The 15927-nt window shown below is 59.6% G+C and carries 14 protein-coding genes; 10 read left to right on the top strand and 4 right to left on the bottom strand.

The window, feature by feature from the left end; genetic code table 11:
* The first annotated feature begins 3 nt into the window (after positions 1–3).
* From cydX to ACSQ36_RS40585, 8 genes are all read left to right on the top strand, one after another.
* Complete coding sequence (cydX, locus tag ACSQ36_RS40620) at positions 4–108, top strand: cytochrome bd-I oxidase subunit CydX (RefSeq protein ID WP_436186550.1); 105 nt, start codon at positions 4–6, stop codon at positions 106–108.
* A gap of 144 nt (positions 109–252) precedes the next feature.
* On the top strand, positions 253–945 hold the full coding sequence (locus tag ACSQ36_RS40615; RefSeq protein WP_436186549.1) for a CBS domain-containing protein: 693 nt from the start codon (positions 253–255) through the stop codon (positions 943–945).
* Positions 946–1058: 113 nt separating this feature from the next.
* Positions 1059–1508: a universal stress protein gene (locus ACSQ36_RS40610; RefSeq protein WP_436186548.1), complete on the top strand. Its 450-nt coding sequence runs from the start codon at positions 1059–1061 to the stop codon at positions 1506–1508.
* Between the two features lie 150 nt (positions 1509–1658).
* Positions 1659–2687: an alcohol dehydrogenase AdhP gene (gene adhP, locus ACSQ36_RS40605; protein ID WP_436186547.1), complete on the top strand. Its 1029-nt coding sequence runs from the start codon at positions 1659–1661 to the stop codon at positions 2685–2687.
* A 617-nt stretch (positions 2688–3304) separates the two neighbouring features.
* A complete protein-coding gene (gene chrA / locus ACSQ36_RS40600; RefSeq protein WP_436186546.1) occupies positions 3305–4540 on the top strand; it encodes a chromate efflux transporter in 1236 nt (411 codons plus the stop codon).
* Positions 4541–4691: 151 nt separating this feature from the next.
* On the top strand, positions 4692–4850 hold the full coding sequence (locus tag ACSQ36_RS40595; RefSeq protein WP_436187012.1) for a hypothetical protein: 159 nt from the start codon (positions 4692–4694) through the stop codon (positions 4848–4850).
* Positions 4851–6403, top strand: a protein-coding gene (locus ACSQ36_RS40590) for an IS3 family transposase (protein ID WP_436186545.1) whose coding sequence is annotated in 2 segments (ribosomal slippage) — positions 4851–5313 and positions 5313–6403 — 1554 coding nt in all. Because the reading frame shifts where the segments join, the coding sequence is not laid out codon by codon here. It begins immediately after the preceding gene.
* A gap of 464 nt (positions 6404–6867) precedes the next feature.
* Positions 6868–7299 carry a transposase gene (locus ACSQ36_RS40585; RefSeq protein WP_436186544.1) on the top strand — a complete coding sequence of 144 codons (432 nt, stop codon included), beginning with the start codon at positions 6868–6870 and terminating at the stop codon, positions 7297–7299.
* A gap of 166 nt (positions 7300–7465) precedes the next feature.
* Here the strand turns inward: ACSQ36_RS40585 and ACSQ36_RS40580 are convergent, their stop codons facing one another.
* The 3 genes from ACSQ36_RS40580 to ACSQ36_RS40570 are packed head-to-tail and all read right to left on the bottom strand — an operon-like array spanning position 7466 to position 9496.
* Positions 7466–7891, bottom strand: coding sequence for an ExbD/TolR family protein (locus ACSQ36_RS40580; protein ID WP_436186543.1), 426 nt, complete (start codon positions 7889–7891; stop codon positions 7466–7468).
* Positions 7888–8619 carry a MotA/TolQ/ExbB proton channel family protein gene (locus ACSQ36_RS40575; protein WP_436186542.1) on the bottom strand — a complete coding sequence of 244 codons (732 nt, stop codon included), beginning with the start codon at positions 8617–8619 and terminating at the stop codon, positions 7888–7890. Before ACSQ36_RS40575 ends, ACSQ36_RS40580 begins: the two co-directional genes overlap by 4 nt.
* 10 nt (positions 8620–8629) lie before the next feature.
* Positions 8630–9496, bottom strand: a complete 867-nt coding sequence (locus tag ACSQ36_RS40570) for an energy transducer TonB (RefSeq protein WP_436186541.1) — start codon at positions 9494–9496, stop codon at positions 8630–8632.
* Between the two features lie 312 nt (positions 9497–9808).
* On the opposite strand from ACSQ36_RS40570, the gene ACSQ36_RS40565 reads away from it, so the two are divergent.
* Positions 9809–12103, top strand: coding sequence for a TonB-dependent receptor (locus ACSQ36_RS40565; protein ID WP_436186540.1), 2295 nt, complete (start codon positions 9809–9811; stop codon positions 12101–12103).
* Positions 12104–12207: 104 nt separating this feature from the next.
* On the opposite strand, the gene adh is transcribed toward ACSQ36_RS40565, so the two are convergent.
* Entirely contained in the window at positions 12208–13728 is a 1521-nt protein-coding gene (adh, locus tag ACSQ36_RS40560) for an aldehyde dehydrogenase (protein ID WP_436186539.1), read from the bottom strand.
* A 462-nt stretch (positions 13729–14190) separates the two neighbouring features.
* Here adh and ACSQ36_RS40555 point away from each other — a divergent pair, with 462 nt between their 5' ends.
* A complete protein-coding gene (locus ACSQ36_RS40555) occupies positions 14191–15918 on the top strand; it encodes a methanol/ethanol family PQQ-dependent dehydrogenase (protein WP_436186538.1) in 1728 nt (575 codons plus the stop codon).
* Positions 15919–15927 lie beyond the last annotated feature (9 nt).

Below are 15927 nucleotides of genomic sequence, written 5' to 3'. Positions count from 1 at the left end.
ACGATGTGGTATTTCACGTGGATATTAGGCATTGGCGTCGCGCTGGCGTTCGGCATTATCAACGCCATGTGGCTGGAATCGCGCTCGGACTCTATTTCGGATCGTTGAATCGCGATGAGGGCAAGGGCGGCACGGTTGACCTGAGTCAAGACCTGCGGCTCATCGTTGACTAGCATTCCTATTGTGGGTGGGTCCAAAAGAAAAAGGTCAGCCTTTACTGCGAATTCGGCGGATCACATTGAGGAGAAGCACATGCGCGCACTTGACGTCATGACCAGAAAGGTAATTACCGTCGATCCGGAAACACCGGTGCGAGAAGCGGCGCGAATATTCGCTGAGAACGACATCAGCGGCGCGCCGGTGGTGGATGACGAGGGCCGGTTGCTCGGCATGATTACCGAAGGCGACCTGCTTCATAGAGCCGAGACCGGGACGCAAGCCCGGCGGCGCTCATGGTGGCTCGAATTCTTTTCGTCCAACCGGGAACTTGCCGCTACCTATATCAAGGAAAACGCACGGTTGGTAAAGGACGTCATGACGGGCAAGGTGATTTCCGTGAAAGAGACCACGCCGGTCAGGGAAATTGCAGATCTGCTGGAGCGACATCGGATCAAGCGCGTCCCGGTCCTCTTTGACGGCGAGCTTCTGGGGATCGTTAGCCGGGCGAACCTAGTGAAGGCGTTGGCCAGCGTGCCGAAGGAAGCAAGCTCTGCAGCATCGGAGGCCGATGAGGTCATTCGCGAGGCGGTCCTTCGCGAACTTGCCGCTCACCGGTGGGCGCTACCTGTCGAGAACGTCATTGTGAACGCAGGGACGGTTCATCTATGGGGTGTTGTGACCTCGGTCGAGCAAGCGCGCGCCATGTGCGTCGCCGCGGAGAACGTGCCGGGTGTTAAAGGTGTCGAGGATCACACGGGTTTTCCGGTAGTGATTCCCGCAATGTGATCGTGGGTCATGAAGAGGCGAACGCTTCCGGAACGGGGTCGCAGGCGCTTCGATGCGAGCGACCGGGGTCCCGGATCGTTTCCTGTCGCCCGCTCAAAGGTGAGGAGGCGATTATGTATCGAAACATTCTGATCGCGGTGGACGGCAGCGAATCCTCGAAGCGCGCATTGCTTCAAGCCGTTCATATGGCGAACGCAGGCTACGAAAAGATCACGGCCGTCTATGTACTCGACCGGTCCGCGATGCTCATGTATGCGGCGAACTCCAATCAGTTCGCGATTGTCGACACGCTGCGCCATGACGGCGAGCGCGTACTGGCGGACGCGCAGGCAGTCATGGCGGAGCACGGACTCAAGTGCGACGTCGAAGTGGCGGAAACCGACAACATATCTGAATGTGTCGCTGACTGCCTGCTGCGCAGCGCAGAGCGCCATGGCGCTGATCTCGTGGTCATGGGCACTCACGGACGGCGCGGCGTGAGGCGGATGATAACGGGTAGTATCGCGGAGCGTTTTCTGCGGTTCTCATGTTGTCCTGTCTTGCTGGTCCGTGAGGGGCAGTAGGGTCTTCAGATAGCAAGACTGCTTGACTGGCGGCGCTGTTCATCGCGCGACAGGCGTGGCGTCCTTGCGATCGCGCAATTCCGGTTACATCCACAGCGCGCCTCGTGAGAGGCGCAACCGCGTGAACAATGCGTTGATGAGAGGTGAACGATGGGCAAGACAATGAAAGCGGCGGTAGTACGTGAGTTCGGCCAGCCACTGCAGATCGAGGAAGTCGCCGTGCCGGCTCCAGGTGCCGGGCAGGTGCTTGTCAAGATCGAAGCCTGCGGCGTTTGCCATACGGATCTGCACGCCGCCCACGGAGACTGGCCGGTCAAGCCTAAACCTCCCTTTATTCCGGGACATGAGGGTGTCGGTTATGTGGCTGAAGTCGGGGCCGGCGTGCGTCACGTCAAGGAAGGCGATCGCGTTGGTATTCCATGGTTGTACTCCGCGTGCGGACACTGCGAGCATTGTCTGGGTGGATGGGAAACGCTTTGCGAATCGCAAGAGAACACGGGATATTCCGTGAACGGGGGCTTCGCTGAATACGCCCTCGCCGACGCGAATTACGTAGGTCGCTTGCCGAAGGGGATCGGGTTCATCGAGATCGCGCCAATCTTGTGTGCCGGTGTGACGGTGTACAAGGGGCTGAAGATGACGGATACGAAACCCGGAGACTGGGTCGTCATTTCCGGCATCGGCGGCCTCGGGCATATGGCAGTGCAGTATGCAAAGGCCATGGGTCTCAACGTGGCCGCCGTCGATATCGACGATAAGAAGCTCGAACTTGCCACGCGTCTCGGTGCTGCTGTCACGGTCAACGCGAAGACGACCGATCCAGTCGCTTTCATCAAGAAGGAAATTGGTGGGGCGCATGGGGTGCTTGTGACCGCGGTTTCACCAAAGGCGTTTTCGCAAGCGCTCGGCATGGTGCGGCGCGGTGGCACAGTCTCCCTGAACGGCTTGCCGCCCGGCGACTTTCCCTTGCCTATATTCGACGTGGTATTGGGCGGCATCACCGTACGCGGATCGATCGTGGGAACCCGGCTCGATTTGCAGGAGTCGCTGATCTTCGCCGATGAGGGCAAGGTGAAAGCCACTGTCTCAACCGACAAGCTGGAAAACATCAATCACGTATTTTCGCGGATGATCGAGGGTGATATCGAAGGCCGGATAGTGCTGGATTTTGCATCCTGAAGTGATTGATGGAATGCAGAGGGTGTTGAATTCCCTCTGCGATTCGTAGGCTGATTCGTGGGTTGCGTTGACACCTGTTTCACCGGACCCATGATCTTGTATTGATCTATGGCTCGTTCGCGCCATAGAGACTGACGGTCATAAAGCTTCCGCCCGGTCCTGCAACGAAGAACTTCACACCTTGCCGCTCGGTTCGTCGCTTGGCGTGAATTCGCCGAACTCACCCAAAATCCGTCGAGCGCCTTCTGACCACTCGTCATACCGGCCGTCGTGTCGTCCTATTCTCGGCAAGTTAACAAAGCCCAGCCGCCTCATCGGCGGACATCAGCCGACCGAGCAGACGCGGATCGAGAATGCGGGCAAATTCATGCGTGATACTCGTACGACGTGGGGAAAGTTCTATCTGGTGTCGAGCGGCGCATGCACGGGTTGATTCAAATCAACAAACGGACAAGCGTGGGAAGGTCAGTGATCGCTGACGTTGGATACAGCGCAGGCTGGAGAAGACTGCAGTGAAGCAAAAGGTGCGCGAGCTTGTCGGCGAGTTGTTCGAAAGCGAGTGACCGCCCGGACCGTGCGGACGCGCTGATCTTTCAATCTGAGAAACTGTCAGTTTTATGCAAAACGGTATTTCCTCATCGCGCCCGACCCGGGCGAATACCGCGTCAGAGGTTCTTGCGGTGTTTCTCAAGTTGGGATTGACGTGCTTTGGCGGTCCCATAGCCCATTTGGGATACTTCCGCCGGGAATTCGTCGAGCGGCGCCGCTGGCTCGATGACGAAACCTTCACAGACCTGGTCGGACTCTGTCAGTTCCTGCCAGGACCGGCGAGCAGCCAAGTGGGATTCTCGATTGGTCTGTTGCGAGCCGGGTGGGTCGGTGGACTCGCCGCGTGGTTCGGATTCACGCTGCCTTCAATGCTTCTCTTGCTCGGCTTCGCGGCGATCTCCCCTGGTCTTGGCGGCCCGGTCGGTAGTGGTTTGATCCATGGGCTGAAACTTGTCGCTGTCGCTGTCGTCGCTCAAGCAGTTTGGGATATGGCACGGCGCCTGTGTCCGGACCAACGCCGTGCTGCCATCGCGCTCATGGCAATCGCGGTACTCAGCATTCTGACGACCGTTTATGCGCAGCTCATCGTAATCGTTCTCGGCGCTGTGCTCGGACTCGCGTTGTGCCAGACAACGACATCGTCAGACACCAGTCGCACACCACGGCACGGTCACGAAATCCGCGTTTCCCGCACGGTGGGCGCCGTCGCGCTGATTCTGTTCTGTGTCCTGCTGCTCGGACTTCCGGCGCTGGTCGGACTCCACGCGGGTCACGCGGTCGCGGTCTTCGAAGCCTTCTACCGCTCGGGTGCCCTGGTGTTTGGCGGCGGCCACGTCGTGTTGCCGCTTCTGCAACAGCAAACTATCGCGACCGGCTGGATTTCTCCGTACGAATTTCTTGCGGGCTACGGTGCCGCGCAGGCAGTTCCCGGTCCCTTGTTCACGTTCGCGGCATTTCTCGGCTGGATGATGGCCGAGGCGCCAAATCACTGGACCGGTGCATTGCTCGCTACTGCGGGTATTTTCCTCCCGGGCCTGCTGCTCGTGCTCGCGGCGCTCCCTTACTGGCAGGCGCTGCGTGCACATCCGTCGATGGATGCACTGCTTGCGGGGGTGAACGCTGCGGTCGTTGGACTGCTGGCCAGCGCGCTGTATTCAACGGTGAGGACAAGTGCGGTACTTTCGAAGCTCGACTTTGCCATTGCAGCCATCGGATTCTTTCTGTTGACGCGCTGGAAGATTCCACCACTCGCCGTCGTTGTGCTTTGTGCGCTCGCCGGCGTCGCCGAGGCGACCTGGCGCTGAGTCGATGATTCCAAGGAAGCGGGGAGTATCTGACTCAAGAACGCAAATCGGAAAGTGGACTGCAATCGGCACTCTACCCCCCGGCGTCAGACTACTTGTCGTGTTATCTGATTCTTATAGACATGGTCCGGGGGCGGTAAAATCAGGGTGAATGAAAACCTACTCAGCAGAAAGAAAAGAAGCGCTGGTGCGGCGCATGATGCCGCCGGAAAACGCGCTGGTTTCGGCGCTGGCCACCCCCGGCGTCAGACTACTTGTCGTGTTATCTGATTCTTATAGACATGGTCCGGGGGCGGTAAAATCAGGGTGAATGAAAACCTACTCAGCAGAAAGAAAAGAAGCGCTGGTGCGGCGCATGATGCCGCCGGAAAACGCGCTGGTTTCGGCGCTGGCCAGAGAAACGGGAATTACCGAACAGACGTTGTACACGTGGCGCCGACAGGCGAAAGGACAAGGGTTGGCTGTGCCGAGCGATGGGAAGAATCCCGAAGCATGGTCTTCGGAGGACAAGTTTGCAGTCGTGCTGGAAACCGCGCCGCTCAATGCAGCGGAGCTGGCCGAGTATTGCCGTCGAAAAGGTCTTTATCCGGAACAGATATCCGCCTGGCGAGCGGCTTGCCGTTTGGCCAATGCGAATGCCACGGAGCAGGCACGCGAGCAGCGCCATCAGTCGAAGGACGACAAGAAGCGCATCCAGCAGCTCGAGAAAGAATTGCAGCGCAAGGAGAAGGCGCTGGCGGAAGCGGCTGCGCTGCTGATTCTGAGAAAAAAAGCCCAGGCGATTTGGGGAGACAAAGAGGACGATTGATCAACGTCCCGGATCGCCTGTTATGTATATCGTTGATACGCGAGGCGGCGCAGTCAGGCTGTCGGCTGGAGAAGGCTTGCGACGAGCTGGGCATGAGCCTGCGCACATTCCAGCGCTGGGTGTGTGACGGTGACGCGGTGCTCGCCGATGGCCGTACCACGACCGAACGGCCGCTGCCGGGGAATCAGCTGAGTGAGGCCGAACGGCAACAGATTCTTGAGGTGGCCAATAGTGCGGAGTTTGCCAGCCTGCCGCCCAGCCAGATTGTGCCAAGCCTGGCCGATCGCGGCGTGTATGTCGCGTCGGAATCGAGCTTTTATCGCGTGCTGCGCAGCACCTCGCAGCAGCATCACCGGGGTCGTGCGCGCAAGCCTTCGACCCGGGTGGTGACCAGTCATTGTGCGACGGCACCGAATCAGGTCTGGTCGTGGGACATCACGTGGCTGCCGGCGGCGGTCAAAGGACAGTACTACTACTGGTACATGATGCTGGACGTGTTCAGCCGCAAGATTGTCGCTCATGAAGTGCATGAAGCCGAATCGGCAGAACTAGCCGCGTTGCTGATGCGGCGTGCCAGTCTGGCCGAGGGCCTGGCAGGACGTCCCCTGGTGCTGCACTCGGATAACGGCAACCCGATGAAGGGTGCGACGATGCTTGCCACTCTGGAGAACTTGGGGGTCGCGGCCTCGTTTAGCCGGCCGCGTGTGAGTAATGACAACCCGTACGCAGAGTCGTTGTTCCGCACCTGCAAGTACCGGCCCGACTACCCGCGCAGGCCGTACGGCAGCGTGGATGAGGCACGGGCCTGGACGCAGAAGTTCGTGCGTTGGTACAACCAGGAGCACAAACACAGCGGCCTGAAATTCGTCACGCCGGCGCAGCGCCACAACGGCGTAGCCGCCGCAGTGCTCGCGCAGCGTGAAGTAGTTTATGCAGAGGCCAGGGAGCGCAATCCACGGCGTTGGTCCCGATCAACGCGTAATTGGGAATTGAAGGATGAAGTCTGGCTCAATCCGGAGCGCATGAAGCCGGAAGAACTAAAGCAGTTTGCTTGAAGTGACACGACAAGTACGTTGACAACCGCCGCTACCGCGCCTCGATGTCAGTGGCGCTTTTAGCGATACTTGATTGCTTGCATGGCAAAACTCGGATGCTAACCGGGTGGCATGTCCTATCGCGCTGAGCTACTTGTTCTCGCAGCTGGTGACAGTTTGAATGTGTTCTATGACTGTCCGAAAACCGAAAACCGAAAACCGAAAGCCGCAGCTAACCCTCATCTAAGAATGGCAGCGTAGTCTTAAGACTGCGTGCGGCATTAGCCACGCGCGGCGTACTTTCTCCCTGCTTCAGGCGAGTTCTCTCGGTCCCGTCTAGTGGTCCATCCAGTGCGTGAACAAAGCGCCGCCAATGACAGCTTTGCCTGGGGACGGCGGGCTAAACCGAGGGTTCCGTTAAGTTACGCGCATCAAAATCGCTATGTAGAAAGAGACTGGCTTCTCGATTTTTCCCCGGGGGATCTATGCTTGACGGTCTGATAGACGACGACTTTTGGGCGCTTATTGAACCATTGATTCCTACGCGATCGTTGCCCGAGCGCCGCAGCGCCGGGCGTCCCCGAGCACCGGACCGTGCAGTATTTTCTGGCATTGTTTTTGTGCTGCGATCGGGTATCTCGTGGACCCTGCTTCCTAAGAAACTGGGCTACGGAGCTGGCCAAGTTTGCTGCCGGCGACTGGCCGAGTGGCAGGAGGAAGGAGTGTGGCCAAGTCTTCAACAGGTGCTCGTGGACGAATTGAAACGTCGCGGCAATGCCAATGCGGCAAATGCGATTGTGGACAGTTTGTCGGTTCGAGCGGTACTGTCAGGAGACAAATCTGCAGGGACCCTGCGAGCTAGCAAGCTCGTCAGCAAAGCCTACGGCGACAGAAAGCGAGTGATGCTCCGAGTTTGATTGGCGATTCAAGGGCCGACCTCTTTTCGTCATAGCCAGACTCGCATGTCTCGATTGCTGAGTCAAAAGTAGCTCTGCGTTTCGCACGCGTGCTGACAAGCCATCGCATCTTGGCGACGTGCAATGGTACTGAAGTGAGATGCTATCCCTGATGGTCGAAAGGCATTTATTCAGAGGGCTTGCTGGTGTGCGCTGTCACCACAGCCACATGTTCGATCCCCGCATGGCCGATTCTGGCCAGCACGTCCGCGACCGCGCCGAACGATTCATTTTTATCAGAACGTAGATTGACAGTGGTTCGCTTGTCCTGCAACGCGCGGCGCCTGAGCGCCGGCTCGAGTTGCTCCAAGGCGATTTCGCTACCGTCGAAAAAGATCCTTCCATCCGCATCGAGGCTTACCGTCACCGAGTGAGCGCGCGATTCGGATGCGCTCGCCGTGACCTTGGGCAGATCGATGCGTATCGTCCTCGTTAGCAACGGCGCGATGACCAGAAGGATCACAACGAGTACGAGCATCACGTCGACGAGCGGCGTGACGTTGATCTCAGCGAGCGGTTCATCGGTGTCGGTCGTACTCGAACGGGAAATCATGCTCGTACCTCGCCGGTATGCGACGGCAGGCTGGTGCTGACGAGTGTGTCCGCCGCGAAGCTGATCCGGAATCCGTTGCATCGAGCCAGATTGACCAGGTCGGTGGCGTAGTCATCCAGGTCAGCGACCGTCACGCGCAACCGGCGCAGAAAGAGATTGTAGGCAAGTACCGCAGGTATGGCGACGGCGATTCCGACGCCCGTGGCGACGAGTGCCTGTCCGACCGGCCCCGCGATCGCCTCGACGCCGCCCGTTGTGCCTGCCGCGAGCGCGTGCAACGCATGGATGATGCCGAATACCGTACCGAACAACCCGACAAAGGGCGCCACATTGGCGATCGACGCAAGCAGCGTCAGCCCGCGTTCGAGACCGCGCCGCTCTCGCTGGATCTGCTGCGCGAGGAAGCGTTCCAGCACCTCCTGCCGGTCCCACGTCGCGAACTCCGTCCGGGAGTCTGCATCGACGGGTGCGGCGCTCGAAAGCGCCGCAAAGCCCGCGCGAGCTACGCGCGCCTTCGAACCGCTTGCTGCGTGCAACTGGCCGCCAAGGGCGCCGGTCGGATCGCGTTCGGCAGCCTTCCAGAAGAAGGCTGTGAAGCGCCGGTTTTCAGATGCAAGCCGCCAATGCACATAGGCTTTGTGCAGAATCAGAATCCATGTGAGCACAGAGAACGCGGCAAGCACGAAAAGCGCACCGTCGACGATATACAGCGTGGCGAAGTCGGACATGTTCAGGGCCTCAGGTTCCGAGTTTGAAATCGATGGGCACCTGGACCCACCCATCAATGGCTTGAGCGCCGCGGCGCGCAGGTACAAAACTCCAGTCGGCGACGGCAACGGCTGCGGCATCGTCGAGCGATGGGTGCCCGCTCGTCGACAGGAGCGCAACGTGATCCGCCCGGCCGTTCGCGAGCACGTGGACCTTTAGCAGTACGGTGCCTTGCCAGCCGCGTTGCAGCGCGACGGCGGGATAGGCTGGCGCGGGGTTGTGCAGATAGGCCGCGCCAAAGCCGGGTTCGGTCAGTGGTTCGGCTACTGGCGGGGGGCTGGGCGGTGCAACTGTCGAAGGCACGGGCGTCTGCGCAACAGCAGTGTCAGTCGATGACTGCGCGAATGCCGGAGCGGGTGTTGGTGAAGCCGGCTTCGCACGCGTAACGTCCGCGCTCGGCATGGCGCGTCGGGGTTCTGACATGCTGCGGTGCGCCTTCGCATCATTGGGGCTGCGCGTGGGCGATGGCGTTCGCGGTCTCACCAATGCGGGTCGTGCAGCATTCTCGTGGGGGAGTATCGCGGGCTGCTGCGCGACGCTCGGCGATTGCGGTATCACGTCTTGCATGCTGAACTCGACGTCAAGCACGCGCGGCCTCGTCATTGCCGTGTCCGACATCATGGCGCGCCGCATCTCGACTACGGCTAGTCCATGCGCTACCAGCACAGCCAATACCACCAGGCATAGACGTTTTTGCCGCACTTCGCAGATTAGGCCACTGTCTTGCGGCAACGGTCGGCACATCGTGACGCCGCTCGCCGAGGTACCCGTGGCGCATTGCAACGCCGCCATGCGCCGCCGTGCTGCGATCGTTCCGTTGCTTGTCCAAGCGCTCATCCCTGCTGCCCTCATGCTCGTGCTGATCGCGTTTCAGTACGCAACATGTGTGCCGGTCGTGAGCGTGCGTGTTCTGTCCCAATGCGATGCGTCAGCTGTTGCAACCTCTTGGGAGACTGTCCTCGTTTGTGACACTGGTGTGCCATTTGAGGACATCGGCGACATCGGCTATTGCCAACGTTGCGTTGCGTGCGGCATCGGCCGCGAAAGCGTTGACGATGGGCATCGATGTTGCTTTGAGCATGCACATACCCGGCAACGGGACAAATAGCACGCCGGCGTAGAGACCGATGTGTGCAGCGGAGGAGACAGATGAAGAGACAGCATCTTGAGTGCAGGCGCACTCAGCTCGCGCTCGCCATCGCCGGTGCAATGGCGATGATACAAGGCGCCCCCGTGGGGGCAGAGACGGCGCCTGTGCCGAATACTTCGCCGGCGACCCAGGTGATGCCGATGGTGACCGTCGTTGGCACGACACCGCTGACAGGTCTGGGCATGGCGCTCACTGAGATTCCGGCGGCAGTGCAGATTGTTGGATCCAAGGAGATCGAAGCACAACATCCGAACACGATCACCGACTATCTGGCGCAGAACGTCACGGGTGTGACGCTCAATTCCAGTCAGGGAAATCCGTATCAGCCGGACGTCAACTACCGTGGCTTCACCGCATCTCCGCTGCTAGGCACGCCACAGGGGTTGTCAGTGTTTCAGGACGGCGTACGGATCAACGAGCCGTTCGGCGACGTGGTGAACTGGGACTTGCTTGCACAGTCGGCGATCGAGCGTATTGAAGTGATGCCCGGCTCCAATCCGCTCTTTGGTCTTAACACGCTTGGCGGGGCAATCGCGATTACGACAAAAAGCGGTCGGGACAATCCCGGGGGCAGCGTCGAAGTGGAGGGCGGATCGTTTGGACGCCGTAGCATGGTATTCCAGCAAGGCGGCCAGAACGGCAACTTCGACTATTTTGTCACGGCCAATGATGAAGCGGACCAGGGCTGGGCCGACCACAATCCGAGCCGGGTGAAGCAGTTGTTCGGCAAGCTGGGCTATACGGATGCGCACACCGCGATCGGCCTGAGCCTGACTGCCGCTGACAACAACCTGCAGGGAACACAGACCATTCCTCGCTCGTTCCTCGACAATCCGCGTCAGGCGTACACCTATCCTGACGTCAACCAGAATCGCGCGATCATGCTGAATTTGACCGGCAAGCATGATTTCAGCGATGCGCTGCAGTTGTCCGGTAACGCATACTACCGGCACTACAACAACGACAACACCAGTAGCAACGTGAACAACGATTACGGTTCGATTGACCCGCTAACAGGCCAGATCGATATGACGACAGCGAACAATACCCGCTCGGTCATCGCCCAGGACAGTTACGGATTCGCCTTGCAGCTGAGCGCCACCGGCAAGCTCGCCGGTATGAACAACCAGTTGACGGCGGGCGTGAGCGGCGATTTCGCCAACGCGCGCTTCTCGCAGTACTATCAGGACGCACAGTTCACCGGTGATCGCGAGACCGTCGGTACCGACAACTACACGCTGCAAACAGATGCGTCCACACGCAACAGCAACCTTGGCGTGTTTGTGAGCGACACGCTTTCACTGACACGCACCGTCGCGCTGACAGCGTCGGCCCGCTACAACCACGCGAGCGTCAAAATAGAGGATCTGACCGGAACGCAGCCGCTTCTCAACGGCTCACATAGTTTTTCACGTATCAATCCTGCGCTCGGCATCACGTACAACCCGGTATCGTGGCTCACGGCCTACGCGAGCTACAACGAGGGCGTGCGCACGCCGACGGCGATCGAACTCGCGTGCGCCGATCCAGCCGCACCTTGCTCGCTCCCGAATGATTTTATCGCCGACCCAGCACTGAAACCCGTCATATCCCGCACCTTCGAAGCAGGTGCACGTGGCACCCTGACCTCGGCGTTCCGCTGGAGCGGTGCGATTTTTCGAACCGACCTGCACGACGACATCGCGTTTGTCAGCAGCAACGGCGCATCGTCCTCGACTGGCTACTTCCAGAACGTCGGGACCACGCGCAGGCAGGGATTTGAACTCAACGCACGTGGGAAAACCGGGCCGCTCGCGGTCACCGCGAGCTACACGTATCTGCGCGCTACCTACCAGAGTTCGTTTGTGGAGCAGAGCGCCAGCAACTCGAGCGCCAATGCGCAAGGTAACGTGACGGTGAATGCGGGTGACCGGATTCCCGGCATTCCGCAGAACACGCTGAAGGTGCGCTTTGACTATGCGGCGACGTCGAAGTGGAATGTCGGTACAAACGTGCAGTATCGGAGTTCCATCTTCGCCCGTGGCGACGAAAACAATCAGGACGTGAATGGGCAGATCGCCGGCTACTTCGTCGTCGACCTTGATACGACCTATCAGGTCACCAAGCAGTTGCAGGTGTTTGCACACGTGAACAATCTGTTCGACAAGCGTTATGCGGACTTCGGCATCCTCGGAGAAAATTTCTTTAACGGTCCGGGACACTCTTTTTCTGGCAACGATGTGACGAACGAACAGTTTCTAGGGATGGGAGCACCACGCGGCGTCTGGGTGGGGTTGCGCTATGCGTGGAAGTAGGGTGGCTCGCGACTGCCCAGGCATCGGCAAGGCGACTCTCGCAGGACGACTCGGAACACAGGACGACCCGGAGCGGCCGTGCGGCTGCTCCGGGTGTCTCGGACTTAGAAAAACCCCAACGGCTTCTGGCTATAGCTGACAAGCAGGTTCTTGGTCTGCTGATAGTGGTCAAGCATCATCTTGTGATTTTCGCGTCCGATGCCCGATTGCTTGTATCCGCCAAATGCAGCGTGTGCAGGATACGCGTGATAGCAGTTCGTCCACACACGGCCCGCCTGAATGCCGCGCCCCATGCGGTAAGCACGGGCGCCATCGCGAGTCCACACGCCGGCGCCGAGACCATAGAGCGAATCGTTGGCGATTTCCAGCGCCTCGTCTTCGGTCTTGAACGTCGTTACCGACAAGACCGGACCAAAGATTTCCTCTTGAAAGATGCGCATCTTGTTATGACCTCGGAACACGGTCGGTTTCACGTAATAGCCTTGGCTGAGCTCGCCGGACAGCGAGTTGCGTTCCCCGCCGATCAGCAATTCAGCGCCTTCCTGCTTGCCGAGATCGATATACGACAGGATCTTCTCGAGCTGCTCCTGCGAGGCTTGCGCGCCGATCATTGTGCGCGGATCAAGCGGATGGCCTTGCTTGATCGCAGCGACACGCTTTAGAGCACGCTCGATGAAGCGGTCATAGATGTTCTCATCGATCAGCACGCGCGACGGACACGTACACACTTCGCCCTGATTCAGCGCGAACATCGCAAAGCCTTCAAGCGCCTTGTCGAAGAAGCCGTCGTCCTGGTCCATCACGTCGGCGAAGAAAATATTCGGGCTCTTGCCGCCGAGCTCAAGCGTGACCGGAATGATGTTCTGGCTTGCGTACTGCATGATCAGACGGCCGGTGCTGGTCTCGCCGGTGAAGGCGATCTTCGCAATGCGCTTGCTGGTTGCTAGCGCCTTGCCCGCTTCGAGACCGAACCCGTTCACCACATTGAGCACGCCTGGCGGCAACAGGTCTTGTATCAACTCAATCAGCACGAGGATGGATGCCGGTGTCTGCTCGGCTGGCTTAAGGACAATGCAGTTTCCCGCGGCTAGTGCGGGTGCGATTTTCCATACCGCCATCAGGATCGGGAAGTTCCACGGGATGATCTGACCGACCACGCCAAGCGGCTCATGAAAGTGGTACGCCACGGTGTCGCTATCAATCTCGGAGAGCGTGCCTTCCTGCGCGCGAATGCAGCCTGCGAAGTAGCGGAAATGATCGATCGCAAGCGGGATGTCGGCCGCGAGCGTTTCGCGGACCGGCTTGCCGTTATCGATCGATTCGGCGAACGCGATGCGCGACAGGTTCTGCTCCATGCGATCCGCGATGCGATTCAGGATGTTGGCGCGGGTGGCCGGCGACGTGTCGGCCCACGCCTTGCGGGCACGGTGGGCGGCGTCGAGCGCGAGTTCGACGTCCTCCGCGGTTGAACGCGGGATCGACGTGAACGGTTCGCCTGTGATCGGCGTGACGTTGTCGAAGTATTCGCCGCGCACGGGTGGCACCCATTCGCCCCCAATGAAATTGCCATATTTTTTTGCGAACGGAAACTCGACGTCGAGAAACTGCATGTCTGCGTGGTTCATACCGCACTCCTCCAGAAGTTGTGTGAGCGATCCGACGAAGAGCGCTGCGATGCACGGACAGCGCTACTTCGCCGGTGCTCTTCATCGTGCGGGGTCAAACAGCGAGAACCATGCCATTGCGTTTCTCAAGGCCTTCAATGCCGGAGCCATTCAGCGCACTGGGTCACTGGCGCAAACGTGGGGCTGTCTGAAGGGTCGTGGTGAGCCATGTCCGTTGTCCCATTTAGCAACACATGTCGCGTTTTCTGTACCTCGATGCAACGCCATGTTCGTCGTTCGCGGCGCATGGGAAACGTGCCGCCGCGCATCCCACGGGTGCTTCACAGGGTCCATCGCGATGCGGGTCGCGATGCAGGTCGCGATGGCACGCGATTTGCCTTGAAGGGTATGCAGTTTCTCTGCAAACACCAGGCGAAGGCGCCGCCGTACGGCACCGCGTCGACAACTCAACAGGAGACAAGGATGAAAACACGTTTAGCTTGGGCGACGCGACCCACGACGCTTGCGACGGGCGTCGCGGTTGCCATCAGTCTGGCATTTGGAGCGGTGGCCGCGGCGGCCGATTATCCGGCCGTCACATATGAGCGCTTGACAGCCGCCCAGGGCGACCCCGGTTGGCTCACTTACTATCGCACCTACAATGGCCAATCGCATTCGCCGCTCAAACAGATCGATACGGCCAACGTCAGCGGGCTCAAGCAGGTGTGGAGCTACAAGTTTCCCGCGAACCTGAAGCAGGGCTTTGAAGCGACACCGATCATCAACGGCCGGTTCATGTTCGTGACGACGCCCAAGGACAACGTATACGCGTTCGATGCCGTGACCGGCAAGCAATTGTGGAAGTACGAACCGAACCTGGGCCCGGAGTCATTCAAGACCGCATGCTGCGACGTGGTCAACCGGGGCGTCGCCTTGTACGGCAAGAACGTCTATGTCGCCATGCTGAGTGGTGATGTCGTCGCACTCGACGCGCAGACCGGCGCGGTGGTGTGGAAGAAGCAGATGTTCGAGCCGGGTCTTGGCTATGCGTTCTCGCTCGCACCGCTCGCACTCGACGGTGCGCTCGTGATCGGCAGTTCAGGTGGTGAATACGGAGCGCGGGGTTTCATAGCCGCATTGAGTCCCGGTGACGGCTCGGTGCTCTGGAAGCGTTTTACGGTACCGGCGGCCGGGGAGAAGAATGCCGACACCTGGCCGAAGGGCATGCAGGACCATGGCGGGGCTCCCGCGTGGCTGACGGGCACCTATGATGCAGCGTCCAAAACGCTCTACTGGGGGGTGGGCAATCCGGGACCGTGGCTCGCCGACCTTCGCCCGGGCGACAATTTGTACTCTGACTCGTTGCTTGCGCTCGATCCGAAAACCGGCGATCTTAAATGGCACTACCAGTACACCCGCCACGACACCTGGGACTACGACGGCGTCAATACGCCGGTGCTTGCGACGATAAAGTATGAGGATAAGGACTACGATGCAATCATCCATGCGGATCGAAACGGCTTTTTTCACGCAATCGACCGTACTACGGGCAAGTTGATCTATGCCAAGCCGTTCGTGACGGCGAGCTCGGTCACCGGGTATTCGGCTGACGGCGCGCCAATCCAGGATGAATCAAAGTATCCGAAGGCGGGCACGACGATCGAGACCTGCCCGAGTTTCCTTGGCGGCAAGAACTGGTGGTCCGTTTCGTATGATCCGGAACGGCATCTCGCGTTTGTCCCAGCCCTGCATGCGTGCATGTCGCTGTCCGGCAAGTCGGTCAACTACATGGAGGGACTGCCTTATCTTGGCGAGGGGTTCGAGATTAAGCCGGAGCCGGGTAGCAAGGGTTATGGCGAGCTGCAGGCAATCGACGTCAACACCGGCAAGAAAGTCTGGAGTCACTGGACCAAGATGCCGTGGAACGGCGGCGTCGCGACGACGGCGGGCGGCCTGGCTTTCAGCGGCTCGCTCGACGGTCACTTGTATGCGTTCGATGAAGCCACCGGCAAGGTGTTGTGGCAGAGCCCGAAACTCGGCAGCGGGATCATTGCGCAGCCGTCGGTGTTTGAAGTCGACGGGAAGGAATATGTTGCGATCCTGACCGGCTACGGCGGCGCCAATCCGATATGGGGCGGCCCGATGGCCAAGGCAGCGGAAAAGGTGCCAGTGGGCGGCACGCTGTATGTGTTCGCATTGAATCACGCCTGATCGCCGGGT

The organism is Caballeronia sp. LjRoot34 (genome assembly GCF_964253815.1).
Classification (GTDB): Bacteria; Pseudomonadota; Gammaproteobacteria; order Burkholderiales; family Burkholderiaceae; genus Caballeronia.
This window is presented reverse-complemented; position numbering and strand designations above follow the sequence as displayed.